The sequence below is a fragment of the Rummeliibacillus sp. JY-2-4R genome (assembly GCF_053847205.1).
The window spans coordinates 2,634,090-2,656,975 of sequence record NZ_CM132623.1 but is presented as its reverse complement, the minus strand read 5'-3'; the positions used below and the strand labels follow the sequence as shown (position 1 = coordinate 2,656,975).

At 32.6% G+C, this 22,886-nt stretch carries 30 protein-coding genes and 1 riboswitch; of the genes, 20 read left to right on the top strand and 10 right to left on the bottom strand.

The features are described 5' to 3' along the window. Positions 1-9: 9 nt before the first annotated feature. A complete protein-coding gene (locus ACWV26_RS13025) occupies positions 10-435 on the top strand; it encodes a Fur family transcriptional regulator (protein WP_455895162.1) in 426 nt (141 codons plus the stop codon). Between the two features lie 112 nt (positions 436-547). On the opposite strand, the gene ACWV26_RS13020 is transcribed toward ACWV26_RS13025, so the two are convergent. Beyond that, a complete protein-coding gene (locus tag ACWV26_RS13020; RefSeq protein ID WP_455895161.1) occupies positions 548-874 on the bottom strand; it encodes a hydrolase in 327 nt (108 codons plus the stop codon). A 669-nt stretch (positions 875-1,543) separates the two neighbouring features. Between ACWV26_RS13020 and ACWV26_RS13015 the strand changes: the two genes are divergently transcribed. Then, positions 1,544-2,020 (top strand): hypothetical protein, encoded by a 477-nt coding sequence (locus ACWV26_RS13015; RefSeq protein ID WP_455895160.1) that lies wholly within the window; start codon positions 1,544-1,546, stop codon positions 2,018-2,020. 101 nt (positions 2,021-2,121) lie between these two features. On the opposite strand, the gene ACWV26_RS13010 is transcribed toward ACWV26_RS13015, so the two are convergent. From ACWV26_RS13010 to ACWV26_RS12995, 4 genes are all read right to left on the bottom strand, one after another. Beyond that, positions 2,122-2,694 (bottom strand): hypothetical protein, encoded by a 573-nt coding sequence (locus ACWV26_RS13010; protein WP_455895159.1) that lies wholly within the window; start codon positions 2,692-2,694, stop codon positions 2,122-2,124. A 28-nt stretch (positions 2,695-2,722) separates the two neighbouring features. Then, a complete protein-coding gene (gene ispG / locus ACWV26_RS13005; protein ID WP_455898253.1) occupies positions 2,723-3,835 on the bottom strand; it encodes a flavodoxin-dependent (E)-4-hydroxy-3-methylbut-2-enyl-diphosphate synthase in 1,113 nt (370 codons plus the stop codon). Positions 3,836-3,924: 89 nt separating this feature from the next. Continuing rightward, positions 3,925-4,260 carry a hypothetical protein gene (locus ACWV26_RS13000; RefSeq protein WP_455895158.1) on the bottom strand — a complete coding sequence of 112 codons (336 nt, stop codon included), beginning with the start codon at positions 4,258-4,260 and terminating at the stop codon, positions 3,925-3,927. A 51-nt stretch (positions 4,261-4,311) separates the two neighbouring features. Further along, positions 4,312-4,824, bottom strand: coding sequence for a DUF1189 family protein (locus ACWV26_RS12995; RefSeq protein WP_455895157.1), 513 nt, complete (start codon positions 4,822-4,824; stop codon positions 4,312-4,314). A gap of 247 nt (positions 4,825-5,071) precedes the next feature. On the opposite strand from ACWV26_RS12995, the gene ACWV26_RS12990 reads away from it, so the two are divergent. The 5 genes from ACWV26_RS12990 to phoU all read left to right on the top strand — a co-directional run bounded on the left by ACWV26_RS12990 (position 5,072) and on the right by phoU (position 11,044). After that, positions 5,072-5,551, top strand: a complete 480-nt coding sequence (locus ACWV26_RS12990; RefSeq protein ID WP_455895156.1) for a DUF456 domain-containing protein — start codon at positions 5,072-5,074, stop codon at positions 5,549-5,551. A gap of 127 nt (positions 5,552-5,678) precedes the next feature. After that, positions 5,679-6,287, top strand: a complete 609-nt coding sequence (locus ACWV26_RS12985; protein WP_455895155.1) for a superoxide dismutase — start codon at positions 5,679-5,681, stop codon at positions 6,285-6,287. 293 nt (positions 6,288-6,580) lie between these two features. Beyond that, entirely contained in the window at positions 6,581-8,689 is a 2,109-nt protein-coding gene (locus ACWV26_RS12980; RefSeq protein ID WP_455898252.1) for a peptidoglycan D,D-transpeptidase FtsI family protein, read from the top strand. An 858-nt stretch (positions 8,690-9,547) separates the two neighbouring features. Beyond that, entirely contained in the window at positions 9,548-10,375 is an 828-nt protein-coding gene (gene pstB, locus ACWV26_RS12975; RefSeq protein WP_455895154.1) for a phosphate ABC transporter ATP-binding protein PstB, read from the top strand. Between the two features lie 12 nt (positions 10,376-10,387). Continuing rightward, positions 10,388-11,044, top strand: coding sequence for a phosphate signaling complex protein PhoU (gene phoU, locus ACWV26_RS12970; protein ID WP_455895153.1), 657 nt, complete (start codon positions 10,388-10,390; stop codon positions 11,042-11,044). Positions 11,045-11,192: 148 nt separating this feature from the next. On the opposite strand, the gene ACWV26_RS12965 is transcribed toward phoU, so the two are convergent. After that, complete coding sequence (locus ACWV26_RS12965) at positions 11,193-11,666, bottom strand: hypothetical protein (RefSeq protein ID WP_455895152.1); 474 nt, start codon at positions 11,664-11,666, stop codon at positions 11,193-11,195. After that, on the bottom strand, positions 11,663-12,049 hold the full coding sequence (locus ACWV26_RS12960; protein ID WP_455895151.1) for a hypothetical protein: 387 nt from the start codon (positions 12,047-12,049) through the stop codon (positions 11,663-11,665). Before ACWV26_RS12960 ends, ACWV26_RS12965 begins: the two co-directional genes overlap by 4 nt. A 167-nt stretch (positions 12,050-12,216) precedes the next feature. Here ACWV26_RS12960 and rpmG point away from each other — a divergent pair, with 167 nt between their 5' ends. The 4 genes from rpmG to ACWV26_RS12940 all read left to right on the top strand — a co-directional run bounded on the left by rpmG (position 12,217) and on the right by ACWV26_RS12940 (position 15,326). Then, positions 12,217-12,366, top strand: a complete 150-nt coding sequence (gene rpmG, locus ACWV26_RS12955; RefSeq protein WP_066786565.1) for a 50S ribosomal protein L33 — start codon at positions 12,217-12,219, stop codon at positions 12,364-12,366. Between the two features lie 67 nt (positions 12,367-12,433). Next, the gene (locus tag ACWV26_RS12950) at positions 12,434-13,003 is read left to right on the top strand and encodes a 5-formyltetrahydrofolate cyclo-ligase (protein WP_455895150.1); all 570 of its coding nucleotides are present in this window, start codon (positions 12,434-12,436) and stop codon (positions 13,001-13,003) included. 17 nt (positions 13,004-13,020) lie between these two features. After that, a complete protein-coding gene (locus tag ACWV26_RS12945; protein ID WP_455895149.1) occupies positions 13,021-13,236 on the top strand; it encodes a YqgQ family protein in 216 nt (71 codons plus the stop codon). A gap of 194 nt (positions 13,237-13,430) precedes the next feature. After that, entirely contained in the window at positions 13,431-15,326 is a 1,896-nt protein-coding gene (locus tag ACWV26_RS12940) for an LTA synthase family protein (protein ID WP_455895148.1), read from the top strand. Between the two features lie 156 nt (positions 15,327-15,482). On the opposite strand, the gene ACWV26_RS12935 is transcribed toward ACWV26_RS12940, so the two are convergent. Then, entirely contained in the window at positions 15,483-15,665 is a 183-nt protein-coding gene (locus ACWV26_RS12935; protein ID WP_455895147.1) for a DUF2759 domain-containing protein, read from the bottom strand. Between the two features lie 223 nt (positions 15,666-15,888). On the opposite strand from ACWV26_RS12935, the gene ACWV26_RS12930 reads away from it, so the two are divergent. Next, complete coding sequence (locus tag ACWV26_RS12930; RefSeq protein WP_455895146.1) at positions 15,889-16,527, top strand: MBL fold metallo-hydrolase; 639 nt, start codon at positions 15,889-15,891, stop codon at positions 16,525-16,527. Between the two features lie 129 nt (positions 16,528-16,656). On the opposite strand, the gene ACWV26_RS12925 is transcribed toward ACWV26_RS12930, so the two are convergent. Continuing rightward, positions 16,657-16,899: a DUF2626 family protein gene (locus tag ACWV26_RS12925; RefSeq protein ID WP_119416339.1), complete on the bottom strand. Its 243-nt coding sequence runs from the start codon at positions 16,897-16,899 to the stop codon at positions 16,657-16,659. Between the two features lie 134 nt (positions 16,900-17,033). Continuing rightward, on the bottom strand, positions 17,034-17,729 hold the full coding sequence (locus ACWV26_RS12920) for a helix-turn-helix transcriptional regulator (RefSeq protein ID WP_455895145.1): 696 nt from the start codon (positions 17,727-17,729) through the stop codon (positions 17,034-17,036). Between the two features lie 305 nt (positions 17,730-18,034). Between ACWV26_RS12920 and comGA the strand changes: the two genes are divergently transcribed. From comGA to ACWV26_RS12880, 8 genes are all read left to right on the top strand, one after another. After that, positions 18,035-19,066, top strand: a complete 1,032-nt coding sequence (gene comGA, locus ACWV26_RS12915; RefSeq protein ID WP_455895144.1) for a competence type IV pilus ATPase ComGA — start codon at positions 18,035-18,037, stop codon at positions 19,064-19,066. Further along, complete coding sequence (gene comGB / locus ACWV26_RS12910) at positions 19,026-20,099, top strand: competence type IV pilus assembly protein ComGB (RefSeq protein WP_455895143.1); 1,074 nt, start codon at positions 19,026-19,028, stop codon at positions 20,097-20,099. Before comGA ends, comGB begins: the two co-directional genes overlap by 41 nt. 17 nt (positions 20,100-20,116) lie before the next feature. Continuing rightward, positions 20,117-20,425 (top strand): competence type IV pilus major pilin ComGC, encoded by a 309-nt coding sequence (gene comGC, locus ACWV26_RS12905; protein WP_455895142.1) that lies wholly within the window; start codon positions 20,117-20,119, stop codon positions 20,423-20,425. Beyond that, the gene (comGD, locus tag ACWV26_RS12900) at positions 20,400-20,873 is read left to right on the top strand and encodes a competence type IV pilus minor pilin ComGD (RefSeq protein WP_455895141.1); all 474 of its coding nucleotides are present in this window, start codon (positions 20,400-20,402) and stop codon (positions 20,871-20,873) included. Before comGC ends, comGD begins: the two co-directional genes overlap by 26 nt. Then, positions 20,863-21,168, top strand: a complete 306-nt coding sequence (locus tag ACWV26_RS12895) for a hypothetical protein (RefSeq protein WP_455895140.1) — start codon at positions 20,863-20,865, stop codon at positions 21,166-21,168. The genes comGD and ACWV26_RS12895 overlap by 11 nt, the downstream gene beginning before the upstream one ends. Beyond that, positions 21,155-21,592, top strand: coding sequence for a competence type IV pilus minor pilin ComGF (comGF, locus tag ACWV26_RS12890; protein ID WP_455895139.1), 438 nt, complete (start codon positions 21,155-21,157; stop codon positions 21,590-21,592). Before ACWV26_RS12895 ends, comGF begins: the two co-directional genes overlap by 14 nt. Then, a complete protein-coding gene (locus tag ACWV26_RS12885; RefSeq protein WP_455895138.1) occupies positions 21,570-21,797 on the top strand; it encodes a hypothetical protein in 228 nt (75 codons plus the stop codon). The genes comGF and ACWV26_RS12885 overlap by 23 nt, the downstream gene beginning before the upstream one ends. 146 nt (positions 21,798-21,943) lie before the next feature. After that, positions 21,944-22,456, top strand: a complete 513-nt coding sequence (locus ACWV26_RS12880) for a shikimate kinase (protein WP_455895137.1) — start codon at positions 21,944-21,946, stop codon at positions 22,454-22,456. Between the two features lie 147 nt (positions 22,457-22,603). Next, positions 22,604-22,699, top strand: a riboswitch (glycine riboswitch). The last annotated feature ends 187 nt before the right edge of the window (positions 22,700-22,886 follow it).

The following is a 22,886-nucleotide window of genomic DNA, read 5'->3' as shown; positions in this document are numbered from 1 at the left end:
TAATAGGGTATGAATTTGACAAAAGCATGGGGAATTTTAAAGGATAGTGGCTTTAAAAAAACAGATAAACGTGAACAAATACTAGAAATGTTTGAAGAGACGGAAAAATATCTAACAGCCCGTGACTTGCTTGCTGTGATGAAAAAAGATTACCCTGGTATGAGTTACGATACAATCTATCGCAATCTAGCAACATTTGTGGAACTTGGCATTTTAGAGGAAACAGAACTTTCTGGTGAGCGACATTTCCGTATGCAATGTGAAACTGAACATCATCATCATCATTTTATATGTATGGAATGTGGCAAAATAAAAGAAATTCATCTCTGCCCAATGGACATGCTCAATGAACAATTACCAGAATACGAAATAGAGAGTCATAAATTTGAAATCTATGGAAAATGCCCAGAATGTTTAGCAAAAAGTCTACAATAACAACTTTTGGCAGAATTATTGTGTCAAAGATAATCTAATTTAAGATTTCATTTTTGGATAGAGAATTTATTAAAGGAGGCCACTTTTTCTAAAAAAAGTGGTCTCCAAAAATTTAGTCGTCGTCTGCTTCTAAGCGAATAGCGTCAATTCTGTTGCAATCTACGATAAGTGTAGATCCAGGTTCTGTAGTAGGGTCGTTAAAGAAAGCACAGCAGTTGTTACGGTTTAATCTCTTAAATACAACGTCTTCTAAAATATTACCACCTGATAAGAAAACATCTACTTCTGTATTTCTTGGTAGTCTTCTTAGTATTTGACATATACAACTATTGCAACGATTTCTACGTCTGTTATTACAATCATCACAATCGTTTATATCATTGACATTATTTTCCCAATTACTACTATCATTTCGCATACTTCCACCCCCCTCATTCATTTATTTTTATTACCTTTCTAATATATGAATTTTATATTATTAGAAATTGTGCATTGGACTAATGAAATAAACATTTACATAAATTATTTGTAAAAATGGCAAAAATAATGGGAATGAAAGGTTGATACAAACAAAAAAAGAGCAGCTATTTGTTCTATAGCTACTCATTACTTTTAAAGTTTAAACCATCTTAATCTTCAAAGGGAAATTCAATTATATATCCTAAGCGTATATCACATTCTTCAAGTATTGGTACTGACATTGCTACCATGAATGAGATTACTAGGCAATTAATCAACATTTTAGTTAAAAGGTGATTTTTCGATGATTTAAAAGAACTTAAGATGTATTGAATAAGGAAGAGGAAAATAAAACAATTTGCAAAGACATTGATAATATAATGCCAGTTCAATATTACTCACCGCTCTCCTTTTGATATAAAAAACAATAGTACATAAATGATTATACTAAATATTTTCCCATTATAGTAGAAGTACATCTTGGAAATTATATCTTGTTATATCTACTAAAAAATAAATATATTAACTGTTATGACAAATAGGTTTGGCAATCTTGTTACAACTTAATGACTGTTACAGGCAACATACATCAAGAACGGTATAATATTACGTGTAGAGTTAATTAGCAATCGTGAAGGAGAGCTTAGCTATGAGATATGTTAAATCGTTATTAATACTAGCATTAATCGTTGGATTAGTTGGGTGTGGACAGCAGAGTTCGAAAGTGAATACACGAGAAATCATTATTCCAAAAACAGAATTCTATCAATATCTATATATTCAAGGAGTAAATGATAAAGGTATATCAACAAAGGATACAGGAAAAATAATCGCTAATCCTGCAACTGTACAAGATTTTATACGAATCGTGAATCGTAGTGTTGTAATGGTTCCTAAATCTGAGGAGCAAGCTAAGATAGTCAAACAATTAGATAAACAAGGAAGCTATATTGTTGCACTTGGTGACACAAATGAAATGAACAAACTGACATATAAAATCTACATGCTAAAAGATGGATCTATTTTCTTCCAAGATACGATGAAAAAAGAAATGACCTATATGACTGTCAATAAAGAACCAGCCAAACTAGACAAGGTAAAGAAACTATTAGATATTAATTTTTAGAAATTAAAAAAGGCGAGCGATCACAAATCTGTATGATCTCTCGCCTTTTAATAGTTTTATGATGTCTAAAAATAATATTTCTTACTTTTGTGAATTTCACTCTAAATACCAAATTCTTTTTTGACCCATTGTTCAGCATCTATCCAGTTATTTACACGAATAACGCCGTTTGGAATTGCTTCTCGATTATATGGAGCATCAAAAAGTAGCACAGGTATATCTAGTTCTTCATGAAGACGAACAGCATTATCATGTTTGTCTTCCATAAACAATTGTACACCGTGTCTGCGTCCAGCTAGTACTTTATCAGTTGGTCCTACAATATCAATTGTATCGTAGGGTAATAGATTCGATTTAAACCAACTATCTGTAACTTCCCGAGAGTTTTCTTCTCGCGCTGTAATATAGTTTAACGTAACATTTGGATACCAACTAGATAAAATACGCTGTGCTTCTTGTTGAACAGGAGGATTTTTGTAAATATTAAGTTCTTCTTTTTTAAACCATTCTAAGAATTCTTTTGGTTCGACTGAAAGAACTTCCGTGAGATCATATTTTTTTATATCATCTAATAATAAATTCGTTTTAAATGCATTGTTGATATGAGGTAAAAGGAATTCAGGAGTTGTCACTGTCCCATCAATATCAATGCCAAAACTATATTTTTTCGTCATTACATGATCCTCCTAAAAGAAATTGTTTCTAGTTTTCTGCTTTAGCTGCTTCTTGTTTTTTATAATATTCTTCTGCTAAAATATCAATTTCTTTTTTCAATTCTTCAACCATTGTTTCTTCTGGTACTTTTCGAACTGTTTTACCATGACGGAATAGTAACCCTTCACCTCGAGCACCAGCAATACCGATGTCCGCTTCACGTGCTTCACCAGGTCCGTTTACAGCACAACCAAGTACAGAAACTTTGATTGGAGCTTTAATTGTTTGTAAGTATTCTTCAACTTCATTTGCGATCGAAATTAAATCGATTTCGATTCGACCACAAGTTGGGCATGATATAAGTGTAGGCATATTAGAAGCAAGACCGAATGTTTTTAACAATTCTTTTGCCACTTTAATTTCTTCTACAGGATCAGCACTTAATGAAACGCGAAGTGTATTCCCAATACCTTTACTTAAAATAGAACCAAGACCTGCTGCTGATTTAATAGTTCCAGAGAATAATGTACCTGATTCAGTAATGCCAAGGTGTAGTGGGTAGTCAAAGGTACGAGCTGCTTTTTCATAAGCTTCAATTGCCAAATTAACATCAGAAGCTTTCATTGAAACGATTATATCGTGGAAATCAAGATCTTCTAAAATTTTAATATGGTGTAATGCACTTTCAACCATACCATCAGCTGTTGGATAGCCGTATTTCTCAAGAATTTTACGTTCAAGTGAACCAGCGTTAACACCGATACGAATTGGAATTCCTTTCGCTTTAGCTGCATTAACGACAGCTTCAACTTTTTCTTTACGGCCAATATTACCTGGGTTGATGCGGATTTTATCCACTCCAGCATCAATTGCTTTTAAGGCTAGTTTATAGTCAAAGTGAATATCCGCTACAAGTGGGATATGGATACGTTTTTTAATGTCTGCTAAAGCATTAGCTGCACGTTCATCTGGACAAGCTACACGAATAATTTGGCAGCCAGCCTCTTCTAAACGAAGAATTTCTGCCACAGTTGCTTCAACATCATGTGTTTTAGTTGTAGTCATACTTTGGATGATTACTTCATTACTTCCACCGATTGTTAAATCACCAACACGAACTTTACGTGTTTTAGAACGGTGTGTGATTTCATTCATGAAAATTCTCTCCTTCGTTGGCCTTATATTAGCCATCACTCTAAACTATTCTATCAGTGTTTTAAAGAAATTGACAAGAATTAAACACAAACTGTTTATTTTGTACATGAATTAGTATTTTTTATACGGAAAGGTAAGACAACTTGTTCGTTCGGTTTAAAGCTTTGTTTTAGAAGGTGTGGATTTAATTTATATACAAGTTCAAGTCTGTCTGCAAATGTTATATTTTCGGCAGGATACATCGCAAATAATGATTCCCATGTATCACCAGTAGCTGTTGTAACAGTAATTGTCTGAATTTTATCTGTACTTTTTTTACATTGTTTTTCAACTGTGTAAAACTCTGCTTTTGAAATCGTTCCTTCAATTAAGTCCACTTTTATAAAATAAGCACATATTATAATAATCAGTGCGGAAACTAGTACTCTCAAAAAAACCCCTCCCTTTTCCACTAATATATGAAAAAGAAAGAGATTCAGACCTCATTTTTGGGGTTTATTTGGATATTTTGTACATGCAAGTACTAAGTAAATCGCCGTAACAGCAATCCCGATGCTAGAAATAAATCGAGCATCAAGTGGTAGTAAGACTGACAGTGTCGTGATAATGGTTGTCAATGTGATAGAAAATGCTGCTGTTCGCCAAATATGTCGATATTCTCCACGTTTTTTCATAATATGAAGAATACCTAGCCCAACAATTGCATAAATACTGATTTGAACAAATATTGAAAACGAATTAATAATAAATAATAATAGCAAGCCGAATGGATAAATTAACCATTTTATTTCATTTACAAACTCCTTTAAACCTTCTATTCTACTAGATTCTAATCCGAACCCAGTCAAAAATTGTATAAATGAAATAATGGTTAAAAAGAGAACAAGTAATAAAACGTATTGAATCACTTTTCCAATAGGTAATAGTCTATATGCAGCAAGTTTTTTAGGATTTAGAATGCTGTCTTTGAATAACTGCCAATGGTTGATCTTCATAGTAATAACCTCCACCCTAGTATATTAACATGGAAATTATGGTGAAATGAATAACTACTTGCACCTTATCAAATTAAGTATAATGAATCTTTCAAACAGTCCCTTTCATGTGCAAAACAATGGTTGGAGTTCTAAAGTGGGATTAATAACTTCAAATGATTGGCTTTTTTCTTTTTTTAATGGGAATATAATTGGTAGAAATAAATTGTAATGGTTTAGTCTTATTTATATTAGAAGGGGGCTAGTTGTGGAATACATCTCATGGACACTTATTATTATTAGTTTTGTCATTGCGTTTATAGGACTCATATATCCCGTGATTCCTTCTGTGTTATTTATCTTTCTAGGATTTATCATCCACGCACTTTTCCACGGATTTGGTGAATTTCCTTGGTGGTTTTGGGTTGCAGAAATTTTATTTACGATTTTATTATTTGGTGCAGACATGTTATCCAATGCGTTTGGCGTTAAAAGATTTGGAGGAAGCGACGCAGGAATATGGGGGAGTACGATTGGATTAATCGTGGGTCCTTTTATTATCCCCATTGCTGGTATTTTAATAGGTCCATTCCTGGGAGCTATAATTGCCGAATTAATATTTTCAAAGAGTTCCTTAAAGTTAGCGCTAAAATCTGGGATTGGATCGCTTGTTGGGTTTTTAACATCAATAGTAACAAAGGGAATCGTACAAATTGTGATGATTATTATATTTATTTTAGCAATTTAATCTTAATGGCTCAGTCAAAAGGCTGAATTTGAAAAAAATAATTAATAATATTTGAATGAATATCTAAAATTTGCTAACCTAAGTGATGTAGTTAAATATTACTTAATTTCGAGGAGGAAATTTTATTATGGCATTTGAACTACCAAACTTACCATATGCATTTGATGCATTAGAACCACATATCGACGCAAAAACTATGGAAATCCATCATGATAAACACCATAACACTTATGTTACTGGTTTAAATGATGCTTTAGCTGGTAAATCAGAATTCGAAGGTAAATCAGTTGAAGAAGTAATTGCAAACTTAGATGCAGTTCCAGAAGAAGTTCGTACAGCTGTACGTAACAATGGTGGCGGTCACGCTAACCACTCATTATTCTGGGAATCATTAGCACCTAATGCTGGTGGTCAACCAACTGGTGAACTTGCTCAAGCAATCGATGCAAAATTTGGTTCATTCGATGCTTTTAAAGATCAATTCTCAGCAGCAGCTAAAACTCGCTTCGGTTCAGGCTGGGCTTGGTTATCTGTAGCTAACGGAGAATTAGAAATTTCTTCAACTCCAAACCAAGACTCTCCAATCATGGAAGGTAAAACTCCATTACTTGGTTTAGATGTATGGGAACATGCATACTACTTAAACTATCAAAACCGTCGTCCTGACTACATTTCAGCTTTCTGGAATGTTGTAAACTGGGACAAAGTTGCAGAACGCTTCGCTGCTGCAAAATAATCCAACCAAAGTGGAACAAAGCACGCATCTTACACGTCAGTAAGATGCGTGCTTTTTTGTATTAAAAACATAAGCTGTATAAAGAGCTCAGAGAGGCTTTATTGGATCCTTTTCAATTTTTGTAGTTCGTAATTTAATCCAATCGATTATTTGTTTTGTGATGGAAAAATGATATACTACTAATTGTGTATTTAAACGGAGAGGGGGCTAAAACATTGCGACAAAAAAATAAAAAATCAAAGAAACGAGCATCAAATGTCAAAGCTAAACAGCGCGCAAATCTTTCTTTTCGTATGAATGTGCTGTTCTTCTCGATTTTCATGTTGTTTTCAATCCTAATTTTACGACTAGGATATATGCAAATTGTAAAAGGTGATGACTATGTAAGAGCATTAGAGCAAACAGAAGAAGTAACTGTTAATACAAGTGTTCCACGAGGTCGTATTTTTGACCGACAAGGACGAGTATTAGTAGATAATAAGCCAAAAAATGCGATTACGTATACTAAGCTGCAAACAACTACGAATGAAGAAATGTTGAACACAGCTAAAGAGTTATCAAACCTTATTAAAATGGATACAAGTAAACTAGCGTTACGAGATAAACAAGATTATTGGATTACGCTACATAAAGATGAGGCATATGCGAAAGTTTCTAAACAAGAGCAAAATGCCATAAACAAAAATGAAAAATTAACAGCTTCAGACAAACAAAAAAAATTAGATGATTTAGTTCGATCACGTATTACAAATGAAGAATTGAAAAGTTTTACAAAAAAAGATTTACAAGTTCTAGCCATTTATAGCAAAATGCTTGCGGGCTACAATTTATCTCCTCAAATTATTAAAAGCGATAATGTAAGTGATAAGGAATTTGCTGTTGTCTCTGAGCATTTAAATGAGTTACCAAATGTCAATACTACAACAGACTGGGCACGTGTCAAAAATTCAGATTTAAGTATTTTAGGAAGTACGACTACTCCATCTGAAGGGATTCCAAAAGACAAATTGGATTACTATTTAGCTCGCGATTATTCTCGTAATGACCGTGTCGGTAAAAGTTATATAGAATCTCAATATGAAGAGTTATTACAAGGTCAAAAGGCCGTTGTTAAAAACGCAACTAATGGTAAAGGGCAAGTTGTTGAAACAAAAACTACTTTTAATGGTGAGCCTGGTAAAGATCTTGTATTAACAATAGACAGTCAACTTCAATCAAAATTGGAGAAAATAGTGGAAGATCAGTTATTACAAGCCAAAGCTTCAGGTTCTTCAGGTTTGTTAGATCGGGCATTTCTAGTTATGATGGACCCAAATACAGGTGAAATATTATCAATGGTCGGCAAAAAATTAGATACTGATTCTAATGGCCGAACAGTTGTTAACGATTATTCAATTGGTAATTTTACTTCTGCATATGAAGTAGGGTCAGTTGTTAAGCCAGCTACTTTATTAACAGGATATTCCTTAAATGCAATTACACCAGGACAAGTATTATTGGATGAACCGATTAAGATTGCTGGTACAGCAACGAAATCATCTATATTCAACCGTTCAGGAGCTATTTATTTAGATGATTTAACAGCATTAGAGCGTTCATCAAACGTATATATGTTTAAAACAGCTATGAAAATTGCTGGTGTAAATTATGTACCAAATGCAGGTTTAAGAGTAAAAGCAAGTGATTTTACAAAAATTCGAAACTCTTATGCACAATTTGGTTTAGGTGTTGATACAGGTATTGACTTACCAGGTGAATTCACAGGCTTTAAAGGGGAAGAAACAATTTCAGGTAAATTACTTGACTTAGTAATTGGCCAATATGATACATTTACTCCTCTACAACTTGCACAATATGTTTCAACAATTGCAAATGGAGGAAAACGAATTCAACCGCATCTTGCAAAAGAAATTCGTGACCCTTCAGTTGATGGAAAAAAACTTGGACCAATAGTAGAAGAAATACAACCAAAAGTTTTAAATACAATTAATAATTCACAATATGAAATTGATCATGTTAAACAAGGGATGCACAGAGTGTACTTTGGTAATCAAGGTTCTGCAGCTTCTTATTTCCGTGATGCAAAATTTGATGCTGCTGGTAAAACAGGAACAGCGGAAGTGGTATATTATGGACCAAAAAAATCAGCATACGGTTCACAAACTCTAAATATTACTCATATCGGATTTGCGCCTTACAAAAATCCTGAAATTGCTTATGCTGTAGTAGTTCCTTGGGTTACAACAAGCCAAACTTACACATCTGTTAACAATATTATTGCTCGTCAAGCAGTTGATACGTATTTTTCTTTACAAAAGAAATATATAAAAGACAACACAGAAACAGTTGGAGAAACCATTACAAAACCAAAAAATAACTCCAACAATAATAACAATCAATAAAATGTTAGTGAAGAAATATTGAGTTTCTTCTATATAATATAAAGCACCGCGATTATCCATCGTGGTGCTTTTCTTCGTCTATAAGAATCAAATATTAATAAAAGTACATAATAAAGCTTAGAAAGTCCTCTTTTGCCAAGCAACCATAATTTTTTATTATAAATTTACAATACATTTACAAAAACATAATAATCAATAACATTACGTTTATATAAACTAAACAATTAAGCTTTATAGTATGTATTGTAATTAACAAAACGATTCATTTTCGGCTAAGCTATTTTTAGCTGAAGTGAAAAGTCACTAGTTATTGATGTAATTCATTGTTCTTGCAGTGTCAAGAGTAATTTATGTATTAATAATAGTTTCGCTTGCTGTTGAATCTACAGCAAAATCAGATTGAGTATCACAGATTCCATCATAATTAAAGTTAAAAAAATGATATCGGGTTTCAATGGTGATGCAAATTTAATTTTATGTCTATATATAATACACTCTTCACCGTACTCTAATCTTTTAGCATACTTCAGTTCTTAATACTATTGGAGGAATACTGATGAAAGATAATGTAATATCTGATTAAAAACCCTTCAAATTAGCTACATTATGTTCAAACTTGGAATTTTAAAATCGAGTGATTTCTTATGGTATAGGATTCACATTTCCTGGGAAACATTTTGTCAAAAGATGATGGCACTAGTAGTACTTATAGTAGGAGATGGGGCTGTAATGGATTTCAAAGATAAACAACATAGATTATAGCCAGTTGAAAAGAGTATCTAAAATCGTAGTAGAGTTCCTTCTTTAAAGTGTAAACTCAAAAATTCCAAAATGCTATTAATAGTAGGGGGATATAAAATGTTAAAAGTTCAAGTTAGAGAATCAGAAGAAAAATCAGTGGAGGATTTAAAAGTGCTTGAAACAGAAAAAAAACAAGCTGTATACCGAACTCAGAACTTAAACTTGTGGTATGGCGACTCACAAGCATTAAAAGATATAAATCTTGACATTTTAGAAAATGATGTAACAGCTATTATCGGACCTTCTGGTTGTGGTAAGTCAACATATATTAAAACATTGAATCGTATGGTTGAACTCGTACCTACAGTTCACACTACAGGCGAAATTTTATATCGTGATAGTAATATTCTTGATAAAGACTATAGAGTTGAGGAATTGCGTACAAGAGTTGGTATGGTTTTCCAAAAACCAAATCCATTCCCAAAATCTATCTATGACAATATAGCTTATGGACCAAGAATTCACGGTATTAGAAACAAAAAGATGTTAGATGAAATCGTAGAGAAAAGTTTACGCGGGGCCGCAATTTGGGATGATGTAAAAGATCGCTTAAATCAAAATGCATATGGTTTATCAGGTGGGCAACAACAACGTATTTGTATCGCTCGCTGTTTAGCAATTGAACCAGATGTCATTTTAATGGATGAACCAACATCTGCTCTTGACCCAATCTCTACATTAAAGGTAGAAGAACTTGTCCAAGAACTAAAACAAAATTATTCAATAATTATCGTAACTCATAATATGCAACAAGCAGCGCGTATTTCTGATAAAACTGCATTCTTTTTAAATGGAGAAGTAATTGAATTTGATAATACAAACAAGTTATTCTCAACACCATCAGATCGCAGAACTGAAGATTATATTTCTGGAAGATTTGGATAAGGAGGAATTAGATTGGCACCTCGTGAAGCTTTTGACAAAGATTTAAATCGTGTCCAAAACTTATTGATAGAACTTTGTGAGCGTTCAATTAATGCATTTGAAAAGTCACTTGAAGTATTTTTTAATAAAGATATGGACGGAGCAATTATAATTATTGAACAGGATCGTTTTATCAATCGGTTAGAAGAACATTTACATGATGAAATTATTTTAGTCATAACAAAACAACAACCGGTAGCAACTGATCTTCGGAGATTAGTCGCATTAATTCGTGCAGCTCAAGATATGGAGCGAATCGGTGATTATGCTGTAAGTATTGGAAAAGAAACAATAAGAATTGGAACAAATCCACATCCTTATCCAGAAAAACAATTACGCGAAATGGGACAATTAACTGTATTGATGTTGAAAGAAATGCTTAGTGCTTTTGTTAATGAGGATGTTAATAAGGCAAAAGAAATTGCTCTTCGTGATGACCAAATTGACAAATACTATGGTGAAACAATGGCTGCGCTTGAAACAATGGCTTCAAGCGAAAATTCAAGTGGTCAAGCAATTCAACTAGCTTTGATTTGTAAACATATAGAGCGAGCTGCAGATCATGCAACAAATTTAGCAGAAGCATTATTTTTTATAGTACAAGGTAAACGATTTACTTTAAATTCATAAAAAAAGAGTTTCCAAAAATTATTTGGAAACTCTTTTTATAATATTTTTAAAAGTAAGAATGAATGAAACAATGCATTACTACCTATTTAATATAGATGAATATAAAAAGATGTTTCATTAGTGATATCACTTTTGAAACATCTTTGTTTTATTTAGGTTTTGTAATTATAGTTAAAATTTCTTCATTGGTCATATCGGAAGAAATTTTGTAATCACCTATTTGGATAAATTTTGCTTGATCACGATTAATTATATACCGTTCGAATTCAGCATCATCTTTTATGATGCCCCCGTTTTTCAAAGCTTTACTAACTTCTGATGTTCCCATACCTTTTTTTATAACAAGGGTATAAGATTTGACACTGTTTTTTTTGGTTGTTTGATCAGCTTTTAAATTATTGTAATTTGTTTGAATCTTGGCCAACTGTGCTTTTACATTAGTTGTTTCTTCCTTTAATGCATTCAGTTCTGATTTCTTAATAACGACTGTATCTTTTGAATTCACTAAAGAAGCCTTTGAAGGAATGTTCGAATCGTTTGAATTGAAATGAGTTGATAGGGACATAAGACTTCCGGCTAAGAAAATACCACATCCAAATGAACGCAACGTAGATTTTATCATTTGATTTTGCCCCCAGAAGAAATGATGGCTTGTATTTGGTCAGGTGTTAGAGAAGACCGCTTACTAATTTCATCTAAGTTATAGCCTTGTTTATGTAAAGTTAACACTTGGCTAATTAATATTTGATGAATACCATTAATAGTGTTTTTAGCGTTTGACTTTGAACCTACTTTCTTGTTTTGTTTTCCAAATGTCGTTTGTAAATCTATTAAAAGCTCTTCCTCTATTACTTTTAAACGACGTTTCAATTGATGCGTTTCTTGATAAAAGTTTAGAGATAATTCTTCAACATCTTTTTCTAATTCTTTCGATTGATTACCTACAAAAAAGGATGCAATAATAATGATGATTCCAATGATGATCAAAATGAGCGATAAGTCCATTGTTATTCACCTCAAAAAGGATATTTAGTTGTGCATTTATTGTAACATACAGCATTCTATTAAGAAATCACTGTAGATTTTTTTGCAAATTATGATATAATGTATTAGTCGTATAAATCATGCTCACTAAGACATTTTATTCTTTATATAGAGTGGGAGGGATAACAATGCGCGTTAATATTACATTAGCTTGCACTGAATGTGGTGAACGTAACTACATTTCAAAGAAAAACAAACGTAACAATCCAGAACGTCTTGAATTGAAAAAATATTGCTCACGTGATCACAAAATGACACTTCACCGTGAAACAAAGTAATGCTCATTGCCAAAACCCATTGTGGTTTTGGCTTTTCCATTTTATAGAACAGGAGTGCTTTAGTGCTATGCAAAAAAAAGAACTTCGCAAAATAATAATGAATGAATTGAAAATGCTTTCACAGAATACTTATAAAGAAAAATCTGCATTGATACATAAAAAACTCTTAGAAGAACCTGCGGTGAAAAAAGCCAATATGATTGGCATTACTTTATCTTCATTTCCAGAAGTTGAGACTTGGAGTTTAATCGAGACATTTTGGAAAGCTAAGAAGAAAGTTGTTGTGCCAAAATGTGAACCAAAAACAAGGGAGATGTCATTTTATGAAATTACATCTTTTGATCAACTCGAAACCGTGTATATGCATCTCTCTGAGCCCATTCCACATCGAACAGTTAAAGTGGTAAAGAGTCAAATAGATTGTTTAATTGTGCCTGGACTTGCATACGATAGACAAGGTTATAGACTAGGTTTCGGTGGTGGCTATTATGATCGCTTTTTATCGAATTATAAGGAACCGACAATTTCTTTAGCATTTAACAAACAGTTAGTTGAAAAAATACCGAGAGATGATTATGATATACCTATTGAAAAAATTATTACTGAACACGAAATAATTCAATGTAAAGAAGTATGAAAGGGGTTATTTTTCCCTTGGAAACAGTTTATGATGTAATGCAGTTATTAAAACGCTTCGGTACATTCGTCTATACGAAGAACCGTATCGGTGATTTGCAATTAATGGAAATGGATTTAGTCGAGCTATATAAGGCTGGATTAATGGAGGCGAGAGAATTTCAATCAGCCCGCCACATTCTAAAAATGGAAATAGTTCGATTAGAAACAGAGAAAAATTTAGATTCAAAATAAAGTAAAAAATAGTTGAAGAAGAGTGAAACCTTTAAAAGAAGAATACGTTTATATATAAGTGCATATGAATGATTACATTTAAGAAAACGTAATAAAATTGTTGCGTTATTGTAAAAAAAGTATTAATATATATTTTGTTTCTTTCAATAATGGAACTAAAATTGTTACGAAAGAAAGTAGGAGGATGTTAGGAAATGAAACTTGATAAGCTACCTAAACATTCAATATTGGTGATTGCGATAATCACCACTTGGATAAAGACATACATCACTTATTTAACAAGTTTTGATATGAAAATTGAAAATGTCATGCAACAAATAATATTATTTATCAATCCACTAGCGTTCTTATTGTTCATTTATGGGATTTCATTATTTTTCAAATCTTCAAAAGTACGCAATCGTTACTTGATTACAGTTAGTGCGATATTGTCTATTGTTCTATATGCTAATGTAGCATTTTATAGATTCTTTAATGATTTTATAACACTACCTGTATTGTTCCAAACTAGTAACTTTGGTGATTTAGGGAATTCTGCTAAATCATCTATTAACTTTACGGATCTTTTCTATTTTACAGATCTAATTTTATTAATTTTGGCAGTTAAGTTTTTACCTATTGCAAAACAAGCAATTGTTGTAAAACCAAATATGCGACGCACATACTTTGTGCTTTCATTTGCAATGTTGTTCTTAAATCTAGGCCTTGCAGAAACTGAAAGACCTCAGTTATTGACTCGTAGCTTTGACCGTGAGCTTTTAGTTAAAAACATCGGTACTTATAACTATCATTTATATGATATTTTTGTACAATCAAAATCACATGCTCAACGTGCATTAGCTGATGGCAGCGAGTTAACGGAAGTTACTAACTATGTAAAATCAAACCAAGGTAGTGACAAACCTAAAACCTTTGGAGTAGCTAAAAAACGTAATGTCATCATTATTTCATTAGAATCAACTCAAAACTTCGTAATTAATAATAAAGTGAATGGTCAAGAAATTACGCCATTCCTAAACAAACTGTCAAAAGATAAAGACACATTCTATTTTGATAACTTTTATCATCAAACTGGTTTAGGAAAAACTTCAGATGCAGAGTTTATTATTGAAAACTCATTATATGGTACTGGTGGTGGAGCAGTATTCTTCACAAACAGTGGAAATACATTTAACTCAATGGCAGATAGCTTAAATCATAATGGTTATTATACTTCTGTACTTCACGCCAATAACAAGAGCTTCTGGAACCGTGATATGATGTATCAAGCATTAAATATTAAGCATTTCTACGATGTGGATTCTTATAAAGTAACGGATGATAACTCTGCAAACTGGGGATTAAAAGATATTCCGTTTATGGATCAATCTGTTCAAATTATGAAGACAATGCCTCAACCTTTCTATACTCGTATGATAACATTGTCTAACCATTTTCCATTTACATCTGATCCAGAGGACCAATTTATTAAACCATACACATCTAGTGACAATACTGTAAATCGCTATTTCCAAACTGTACGATATACAGATGAAGCAATTAAAGAGTTATTTAAAGATCTAAAAGCATCTGGATTATACGATAATTCTATTATTGTTATGTATGGTGACCACTATGGTATTTCAGAAAACCATAATAAAGCTATGGCTCAATATTTAGGAAAAGATTCAATAACACCCTTTGATTCTGCACAACTTCAAAAAGTTCCATTCTTTATCCATATACCACATTCAGGTATAGGTAAACAAATGCATGAAGTTGCTGGTCAAATGGACGTAAGACCGACTGTGTTACATTTATTAGGTGTCGACACATCAAATGATTTACAAATGGGTACAGATTTATTCTCAAAAGATCATAAAAACTTTGTAGCGTTCCGTGATGGACGATTCGTAACAGATAAATTTTTATATGCAGGAGAAGTATGTTACGACAAGAAAACTGGTGAACAAACTGAGTCGAAAAACTGTGATCCATATATTGATCAAGCTTCTAAAAAACTGTATTATTCTGATAAAATCATTAATGGTGACTTGCTCCGTTTCTACGATAAGGAAAAAGCAAAATCCAATGTTAGTAGTAAAAAGTAAATTTTAATCATATTGATAGCCACATAGCTAATCGACTAGCTATGTGGCTTTTTATTTTATATTAAAGATTGAATCAATGTTAACTTTAGTCATAAACCTTCTAAAAAACAAAAAAAGATATCCTGAAACAGGATATCTTTTTTACTACTATAAATATTAGTGATGAAGGCTTGGTGGAAAACCTTGATGTAGGACAGTCATCACAACGAACCATCCGAACACTGCAAAAGCTGCGAAGTTAAAAATAATTCCAAGAATAGCTTTTTCTTTAATGCTTTGCACAGTGCCAACAAGACCTAGAATTGCAACTAGGCCAAAAATAACCATTAATAAGTTCAATATAGACACTCCTTTCGACATCAGAAAATGAATGTCGCAAACAATATTCCTCCTCTATTGTAAAGCTATTTATTACTTTTGTCGAGAACTAAAAGTATCGGAAATTTGAAAGTGGTGATAAGTTGGAATTTTTCAATCAATTTTTAATTCTTTTTATAAATTTGAACCTTCAACAATAGTAGCTGAATTTATTTATCTGTATAATGTAGAAGAGGTGATGAAAATGTTGAACGTTCGTACATTTCCACTTGGGCCAGTTCAAGCAAATTGCTATGTCATTAGTAATTCAGAAAATGAATGCTTGGTTATTGATCCTGGTGGTGAAGGAGAAAAATTTGTAAAACAATTAAGAGCACTTAATCTGAAACCGCTTGCTATTCTTTTAACGCATGCACATTTCGACCATATTGGTGGTGTTGATGCTGTAAGAGAAGCCTTCAAAATACCAGTTTACTTGCATAAAAAGGAATCTAGTTGGTTGCAAGATCCTAAAAAGAATGGCTCGGCTAAATATGCAGAAATACCTGATATTATTATTGAGCCTACTGACCAATTAATCAGCGAAGAGAAAATAGTAGAGAAGGGTAATTTCAGCTTTGAAATTTTGCATACTCCTGGTCATTCGCCAGGAAGCATTACATTCTTATTTAAGAATGAGGGATTTGCAATTGTAGGGGATACACTATTTGAGGGAAGTATCGGCAGAACAGATTTACCGGAAGGGAATAGTAAGCAACTCTTATCATCAATTCATGACAAGTTATTAACACTTGATGAAGAGACAATTATTTATCCAGGTCATGGGAATCCTACTAGAGTAGATATTGAAATGGAATTAAATCCTTTTTTAAATGGATTTTAGATTAAAAAAGCTTAATTAGCCATATCATTTGTTTATATGATGTTACTTTCCTTAACATGGATAAAAAATATTGCGAATAAAAACTAAGAGAAAACAAAAAGACAGTCAAGTGACTGTCTTTTTGAACTATTAATGTTCTAAACCTGGTACGTGAATGAATGTAGCGTAATACGTGAATCCAGCAAAGAATACTGTTAAGTACGCACCAAAAATGTACATATACATACGTTCTGTAAGGTTTAAAAAGCCTAATAGAAGGAAAAATCCTGTGTTAGCTACGAATAATAGCGAAACCTCTTTCATACCACCTAAATAAAACATAACTGCGAAAATACCTGTCCAGAAGCCGAGCACTTTATACATATTGTCCATGTACGATTCCCTCCTTTACGTAGACACAATAATCTCATAATTATTATAAATGATTTTCATGATACATGTAAACCGCGAGTTAAAAGACTTCGTGAAATTAGTGTATAGTATAAGCAAAAATATAGTATATTTTGTTATATCTCAACATGATAAGTACAATAATCACAACTATTTGTCATACTTTCAATTTGAAGAAAATCCTTTACTTCAAAAAGGTAATCAAACTGTCCTGTTAGATACGATTCATGTAGATCACATATTAGTTGTGAATGCTTTTCTACTTCATTTAGAAATGGACAATTATAAACAGCAAAGGAAATCGTCCTTCCATTTGGTGTATCCTTTATTAGAGGTACGTAGCCAATTAATGATGCCGCTTCGGTGATATACTCAACTTTTTGTTCAAATGTTAAGAGGTTTTTATCTTTGCCATGACTTGAGAGAAGATTTTCCATAACTTCAGTTCCTTTTTTATGGCAAATTTTCTTTCCAATACGTTTGGCATCTTCACCAAATTCTGAGAGAATCTCAAGTGTCCAATCTAATAGCTCATTATAATTTCGTTTTGGAAAAGACAAAGTTATGCCTTCTTGTGCGGCTTTATACTTTCTTCCTGGCCGACCACCCTTACCGGTTTTTTCATATTCCGAATTAATTATCTCAATCTCATTTAACTTCGTCAAATGGAGTCTCGCTACATTAGGGTGAATTTGAAAGCGTTCCGCAATATCCTGAACAGAAAAGGCCCTCTTTTCTTGAAGCATAAATTGATATATAGAAAATCTTGTCTCATCAGATAGTGTACTGGTAACTTTAAGTTGATTAATCATATAACTATTTCACCTCCAGTGTAATCATTATTATTATAATTCAATAATGTAATAATACAATTTTATCAGTAATAAAGGTTTTATACTTCTGTAAATTATGATTTTTTTGTGTTATTTAGGGATTGCACCTCTATAAACAATCGAAATATCAAATATTTCAGTTCTATTGTACTAAAGTTGTTGAGCGATGGGAAAATAGTCATGTGCTTTGTAGAAATAAATCCTTCCTTTTCCAATATAGACCATGTATAATATTGTTAACAGGTAACGAGCGGTCATTACTTGTAAGGTTGAAGGGAGGGAATATGTCTGTTACTGAAACAATAATTGAACAAAAAGTTATGCATCTACTCCAAAAAGCAATAAAATTTGGTGCATCAGATTTACACGTTATGCCAACAGAAAATCTATATGAAATATATTTTAGAAAGTACGGCCAGCTAAATGCGGCTGGAAAACTTCCCCAAGACTTAGGAGATCGAATGATTTCTTATTTGAAATTTTTATCCTCATTAGATATTAGTGAAAAAAGAAAACCCCAAAGTGGCTCATTCGAGCAAAAATACAACAATCAACAGATTTCTTTTCGTGTATCAACATTACCATCAGTTTTTTTAAAAGAAAGTCTTGTAATTCGCATCATGCTTCAAAATCGTACATTGCCTATATCTGCGTTAAGTTTATTTTCTGATTCAGCAAAACTATTAGTTCAACTCGCAGAAAAACCTCAAGGTATTTTATTTGTAACTGGTCCAACTGGAAGTGGAAAATCAACAACTTTATATTCTTTAATCAATCATCTAGCGAGTAATCATCATAAACATATTATTTCTTTGGAAGATCCAGTAGAAAATAATCAATCGAATTTACTACAAATTCAAGTGAATGAAAGAGCTGGAGTAACCTATGCGGTCGGATTAAAAGCAATTTTAAGACATTCCCCCGACGTGATTATGATTGGTGAAATACGAGATCGTGAAACGGCAGAAATCGCAATCGAAGCTGTATTAACTGGTCATTTTGTTGTTACGACAATTCATAGTAAAGACACAGTAGGGTGCATTTATCGTTTATTAGATTTAGGAATATCACTTGAAGAACTTAAACAAACAGTTTTAGGTGTTGTTGCACAGCGGCTTGTTTACTCCAATACGATGCAACAAACAAAAGCTATTTATGAAATACTAGCAAATCAATTTTTAGAGGATGCTTTTAGAGCTATTGAATATGGACATTCTTATCAACTTCCTGATGAATATACATTAAAAGGACAGTTGGAAAAGGGGGTAAGATCTGGTGCAATTACCCTTAGACCTAAGGAAAAAACATATAGATAATATGTTTAACAAAAGAAAAGCTCCGTTAAGAGAGCCTGCACAATTATTAAAAAAGATGAGTGTTCTGTTAAAAGAAGGATATACATTTTCAGATTCTTTATTTATGTTAATGCCTCATCATATTAAGAATATGTCTGAGATAGAAAATCATCTTTTGAAGCAATTACGAAATGGATCGTCAATGACAGATGTTCTGAAAGTATTAGGAATACCCAATATTTATCTAATGACCATATTAGTTGCAGAACAGCACGGGAAAACAGTACAAGCATTACACACCGTAGCAATTCAATTGGAAAAGAAAGAACGGAATAGGCAACAATTATTAAAATTACTAACATACCCAATCATGCTATTTATATTTCTAATCTTGCTATTTTGGGCTTTTAGAACGTACTTTTTACCGAATATGTCGTTTATGATGAATAATCGAGCTTCAGAAGGTAATGTTCAATTGACATTATCCTCATTCTTTTTACACTTACCAGATTTATTTATAATTTTAGCTGTTTTATTTGTTTCACTATTAATTTTCTTCTGGAGTTGGCTACGGAAAAAGACTCTAAAAGAACGGTTGGACTTATTGTTGAAAATTCCAGTTGTGAATCGAAATTTCAAATTACAATTGACTCGACAATTTTCTTATGAATTAGGAGGGCTAATTGAAAGTGGAATATCTATGCAGGAAGCGCTCGAAATTCTTCAAAAACAGAAATTGCAACCCTATTTAGCGAAAATTGCAGAAATGATTCAGAAGAGAATAATCTTTGGAGAGTCCTTATCAACTGCGATTGAGAGAGAAAATTGTTTTTATAAGGGATTTAATGCACATGTCCTCCATGGTGAACAAGGAGGGAATTTAGGGAGAGAATTACAGATTTATAGTGAATTTCTTGTTAAACGAACAGAAAATAACGTAGAGCGGACTCTTGCTTTTGTCCAACCATTACTTTTTCTGATCGTTGCACTTTGTATCTTAGGCGCTTATTTAGCTATTTTATTGCCAATGTACGAAATGATGGATCTTATTTAAAAGGGGGAGTGTGATTTATGAAAATAATGAATCAAAAAGGTTTTACTTTAATTGAGATGTTAATCGTGCTTTTTATCATTGCCATATTAGTTCTCATTGCCATTCCGAATGTTACTAAACATTTTGCAACAGTCGATCAAAAGGGGTGTGACGCATATGTCAAAATGGTACAAGGACAGGTAGAAGCTTACAGAATTGATTTAGGAGAATATCCTTCATCAACTAGCCAATTAGCAGATGCAGAATATCTAATGACGGGTGATTCGAATACTTGTAAAGGGAAAACGATTACGATTACTGATGGCAAAGTTGAAGTCTCAGATTAAACGTATTTACAAAAATCAAAAAGGTTTTACATTGATTGAGATGTTATTAGTTCTTTCAATTACTATGATTATTTGTATGATTGGTATTAATGTATGTAAGAAACAATTTGATCGACAACTAGAGGACCGCTTTATCCAAGAATTGAAAACTGATATAGAATTGACTCAGGCCTTGTCATATGAGTATAAAAGCTCTACGTATTTATATGTTCCAAAAGAATTAAGTGAAATTCGAATTTATGTATCGAAAATAAATAAAGAAAAGCCGATAATTGTTAGACAATATTCAAAAAAAATCCGATATCATCATACTGGTAATATAAATGTTGTACAATTTTCAGAAAACCATACGGTCGCTAAGGCGGGGACCATGGTTTTTAGTGTAAACGGTAGGCTTACGAAACTCATTGTGTATCTAGGCGAAGGAAGGGTAAAAATTGTTCAATGAAAAAGGACATTCGTTGCCAGAATCATTACTGGCATTTGTCATTGTTATGCTTATATTTGGAACATTATTGCCGTTCTTTTATCGTCTTGAGACATCCCTTTATAGCAAAAAGTTAAGTCTTCATGCTGCAGAAGCAGCATTGTATGCAGCTGGCAATATTAAAAAGTTTCAAAAATATCAAGGTGAAATTGAGATAGATGAAGTGATTTATTATTGGGAAGGAGACGAAAGTCAAGTTTGTATACAATACACAAATATAAAAAGCGAAAGGCTATGTGTAAATGCGAATCCTTAGTTTAAAGGAAGAAGGGGGTTTTACATTATTAGATTCATTGCTCCAACTAATGATTTTGGTTCTGTTTGCCCATTTCTTTTTACTATTTTGTACTTGGTATAGTCAAAAAAGCAAAGGAATTCTTAATAGTAGTGAATTGCAATGGGAGTTGTTCGCATTTCAATTACAAAATGAATTAACCGAAGCAGAAGAAATTTATTATGATAAGAAGAGTATTCATTATTTCACCGAAAATAGAGGGGATGTAGCAGTGCATGCAATCGGAATGGGTGAATTAAGACGAGACGAAGGGTATCAACCTTTATTATTTGGAATTCGAGATGCTAATTTTGACTATCGTAATTATGTGGTCAATATGTCTGTCTACTTTGCAAATGGGGATGAAAGGAGTAGAGTATATATTGTACCGAATGTTCAGAAATGAAGAGGGTTTTTTACTGTTAACTGCATTGATTTTCCTATTTTTTGTTACAAATTTACTGTTATCTGCTAGTACATCATATGAATCACATTATAGAGCATATGATGCTTTGAAAATCGCAGCTATTGATCAAACAAAAATCGTATTAAACTCTATTCAATTAGAAAATGAAAATATTGAAAATAAAACGGTTAGTAGCTCAAATTAATATGAATATTTGACATAAACTCCTAAATTTCTTATATTTTTTCTCATCCTTGAATGATTTATTGGAATCGACAAGTGTTCATGCTACTATAAATAAAAGTGATATAAAGTTGTAAGGCATTTGCTTTGTCTAAGAAGGTGAGAAAAATGAGAAAAGTATATTTAGTTGGCTTTATGGGGAGTGGGAAAAGCGCAATTGGCAGAAGACTCAGTTATTTTCTAAGAATGCCATATTACGACATGGATAAAGAAATCGTGAGAAGGGAAAAAATGGCTATTCCAGAGATTTTCGAGCAAAAAGGGGAAGATTATTTTCGTAAAATAGAAACGGAATTTTTGCGAGACTTCCGAGATGAATTTTGCATTATTTCAACTGGTGGTGGAGTTGCGATGAATGCAGAAAATAGAAGAATTATGCGACAAACTGGATTAGTGTTATTTTTAGATGCGACTTTTCCTGATATTTGGAAGAGAATTCACAAAGACAAAAATCGACCTATTGTTCAACGTTCAACGAAACAAGAGTTAGAAGATTTGTTTTACCAGCGTAGAAGATATTATAAAAGTTCAACACATATAACGATACGAACTGAAGGAAGATCATTAAGACAAATTGTTGAATACGCAGCATTCCAAATTACCAGACTGAAAGGCGAATGATTTTACGGTCTGTAAGTTTATTATTCGTCTTTGAAACATTTTTCATAAACTTATTGCAGTTTTCGTAATTCAATGTTAGGATATAGTCAAGCAATCCTGTTATAGAACATTGAAATGAAATGAACCAAGATTTATTCTTGGAAGCGGATGATTGTACGGGGAGAGAACGCAAAAATTGCGTCGCCGAAGGAGCAAGTAGCAAAGTGCTATGAATCTCTCAGGCAAAAAGACTCGTAAGGGACGCAACTCTGGAGAGAGCTACTCTAAGTAGCCACCAAAGAGGCCAACCGTAATGGTTAAACTTTCAGGTGCATGGGACAGAGAAATCCAAAAATTGGATTTCTCTGTCTTTTTATTTAAATGCTGAACGCGTCCGAACGAAGGAAGATAGCCTAAGTACGTCGAATCGTACGGCGTACTTAGGCTATCG

What these genes read in the sequence shown, in the direction of transcription:
- comGF (WP_455895139.1), top strand. Translation starts at nt 21,155, where the DNA reads ATGCGAATCCTTAGTTTAAAGGAAGAAGGGGGTTTTACATTATTAGAT.
- rpmG (WP_066786565.1), top strand. Translation starts at nt 12,217, where the DNA reads ATGCGCGTTAATATTACATTAGCTTGCACTGAATGTGGTGAACGTAAC.
- ACWV26_RS13015 (WP_455895160.1), top strand. Translation starts at nt 1,544, where the DNA reads ATGAGATATGTTAAATCGTTATTAATACTAGCATTAATCGTTGGATTA.
- comGC (WP_455895142.1), top strand. Translation starts at nt 20,117, where the DNA reads ATGAAAATAATGAATCAAAAAGGTTTTACTTTAATTGAGATGTTAATC.
- ACWV26_RS12960 (WP_455895151.1), bottom strand. Translation starts at nt 12,049, where the DNA reads ATGGACTTATCGCTCATTTTGATCATCATTGGAATCATCATTATTATT.
- ACWV26_RS12980 (WP_455898252.1), top strand. Translation starts at nt 6,581, where the DNA reads ATGAATGTGCTGTTCTTCTCGATTTTCATGTTGTTTTCAATCCTAATT.
- ACWV26_RS13010 (WP_455895159.1), bottom strand. Translation starts at nt 2,694, where the DNA reads ATGACGAAAAAATATAGTTTTGGCATTGATATTGATGGGACAGTGACA.
- ACWV26_RS12965 (WP_455895152.1), bottom strand. Translation starts at nt 11,666, where the DNA reads ATGATAAAATCTACGTTGCGTTCATTTGGATGTGGTATTTTCTTAGCC.
- ACWV26_RS13020 (WP_455895161.1), bottom strand. Translation starts at nt 874, where the DNA reads ATGAATGAGGGGGGTGGAAGTATGCGAAATGATAGTAGTAATTGGGAA.
- ACWV26_RS12995 (WP_455895157.1), bottom strand. Translation starts at nt 4,824, where the DNA reads ATGAAGATCAACCATTGGCAGTTATTCAAAGACAGCATTCTAAATCCT.
- comGD (WP_455895141.1), top strand. Translation starts at nt 20,400, where the DNA reads ATGGCAAAGTTGAAGTCTCAGATTAAACGTATTTACAAAAATCAAAAA.
- pstB (WP_455895154.1), top strand. Translation starts at nt 9,548, where the DNA reads ATGTTAAAAGTTCAAGTTAGAGAATCAGAAGAAAAATCAGTGGAGGAT.
- ACWV26_RS12925 (WP_119416339.1), bottom strand. Translation starts at nt 16,899, where the DNA reads ATGGACAATATGTATAAAGTGCTCGGCTTCTGGACAGGTATTTTCGCA.
- ACWV26_RS12920 (WP_455895145.1), bottom strand. Translation starts at nt 17,729, where the DNA reads ATGATTAATCAACTTAAAGTTACCAGTACACTATCTGATGAGACAAGA.
- ACWV26_RS12930 (WP_455895146.1), top strand. Translation starts at nt 15,889, where the DNA reads ATGTTGAACGTTCGTACATTTCCACTTGGGCCAGTTCAAGCAAATTGC.
- ACWV26_RS12985 (WP_455895155.1), top strand. Translation starts at nt 5,679, where the DNA reads ATGGCATTTGAACTACCAAACTTACCATATGCATTTGATGCATTAGAA.
- ACWV26_RS12880 (WP_455895137.1), top strand. Translation starts at nt 21,944, where the DNA reads ATGAGAAAAGTATATTTAGTTGGCTTTATGGGGAGTGGGAAAAGCGCA.
- comGA (WP_455895144.1), top strand. Translation starts at nt 18,035, where the DNA reads ATGTCTGTTACTGAAACAATAATTGAACAAAAAGTTATGCATCTACTC.
- ACWV26_RS12940 (WP_455895148.1), top strand. Translation starts at nt 13,431, where the DNA reads ATGAAACTTGATAAGCTACCTAAACATTCAATATTGGTGATTGCGATA.
- ACWV26_RS13025 (WP_455895162.1), top strand. Translation starts at nt 10, where the DNA reads ATGAATTTGACAAAAGCATGGGGAATTTTAAAGGATAGTGGCTTTAAA.
- ACWV26_RS12950 (WP_455895150.1), top strand. Translation starts at nt 12,434, where the DNA reads ATGCAAAAAAAAGAACTTCGCAAAATAATAATGAATGAATTGAAAATG.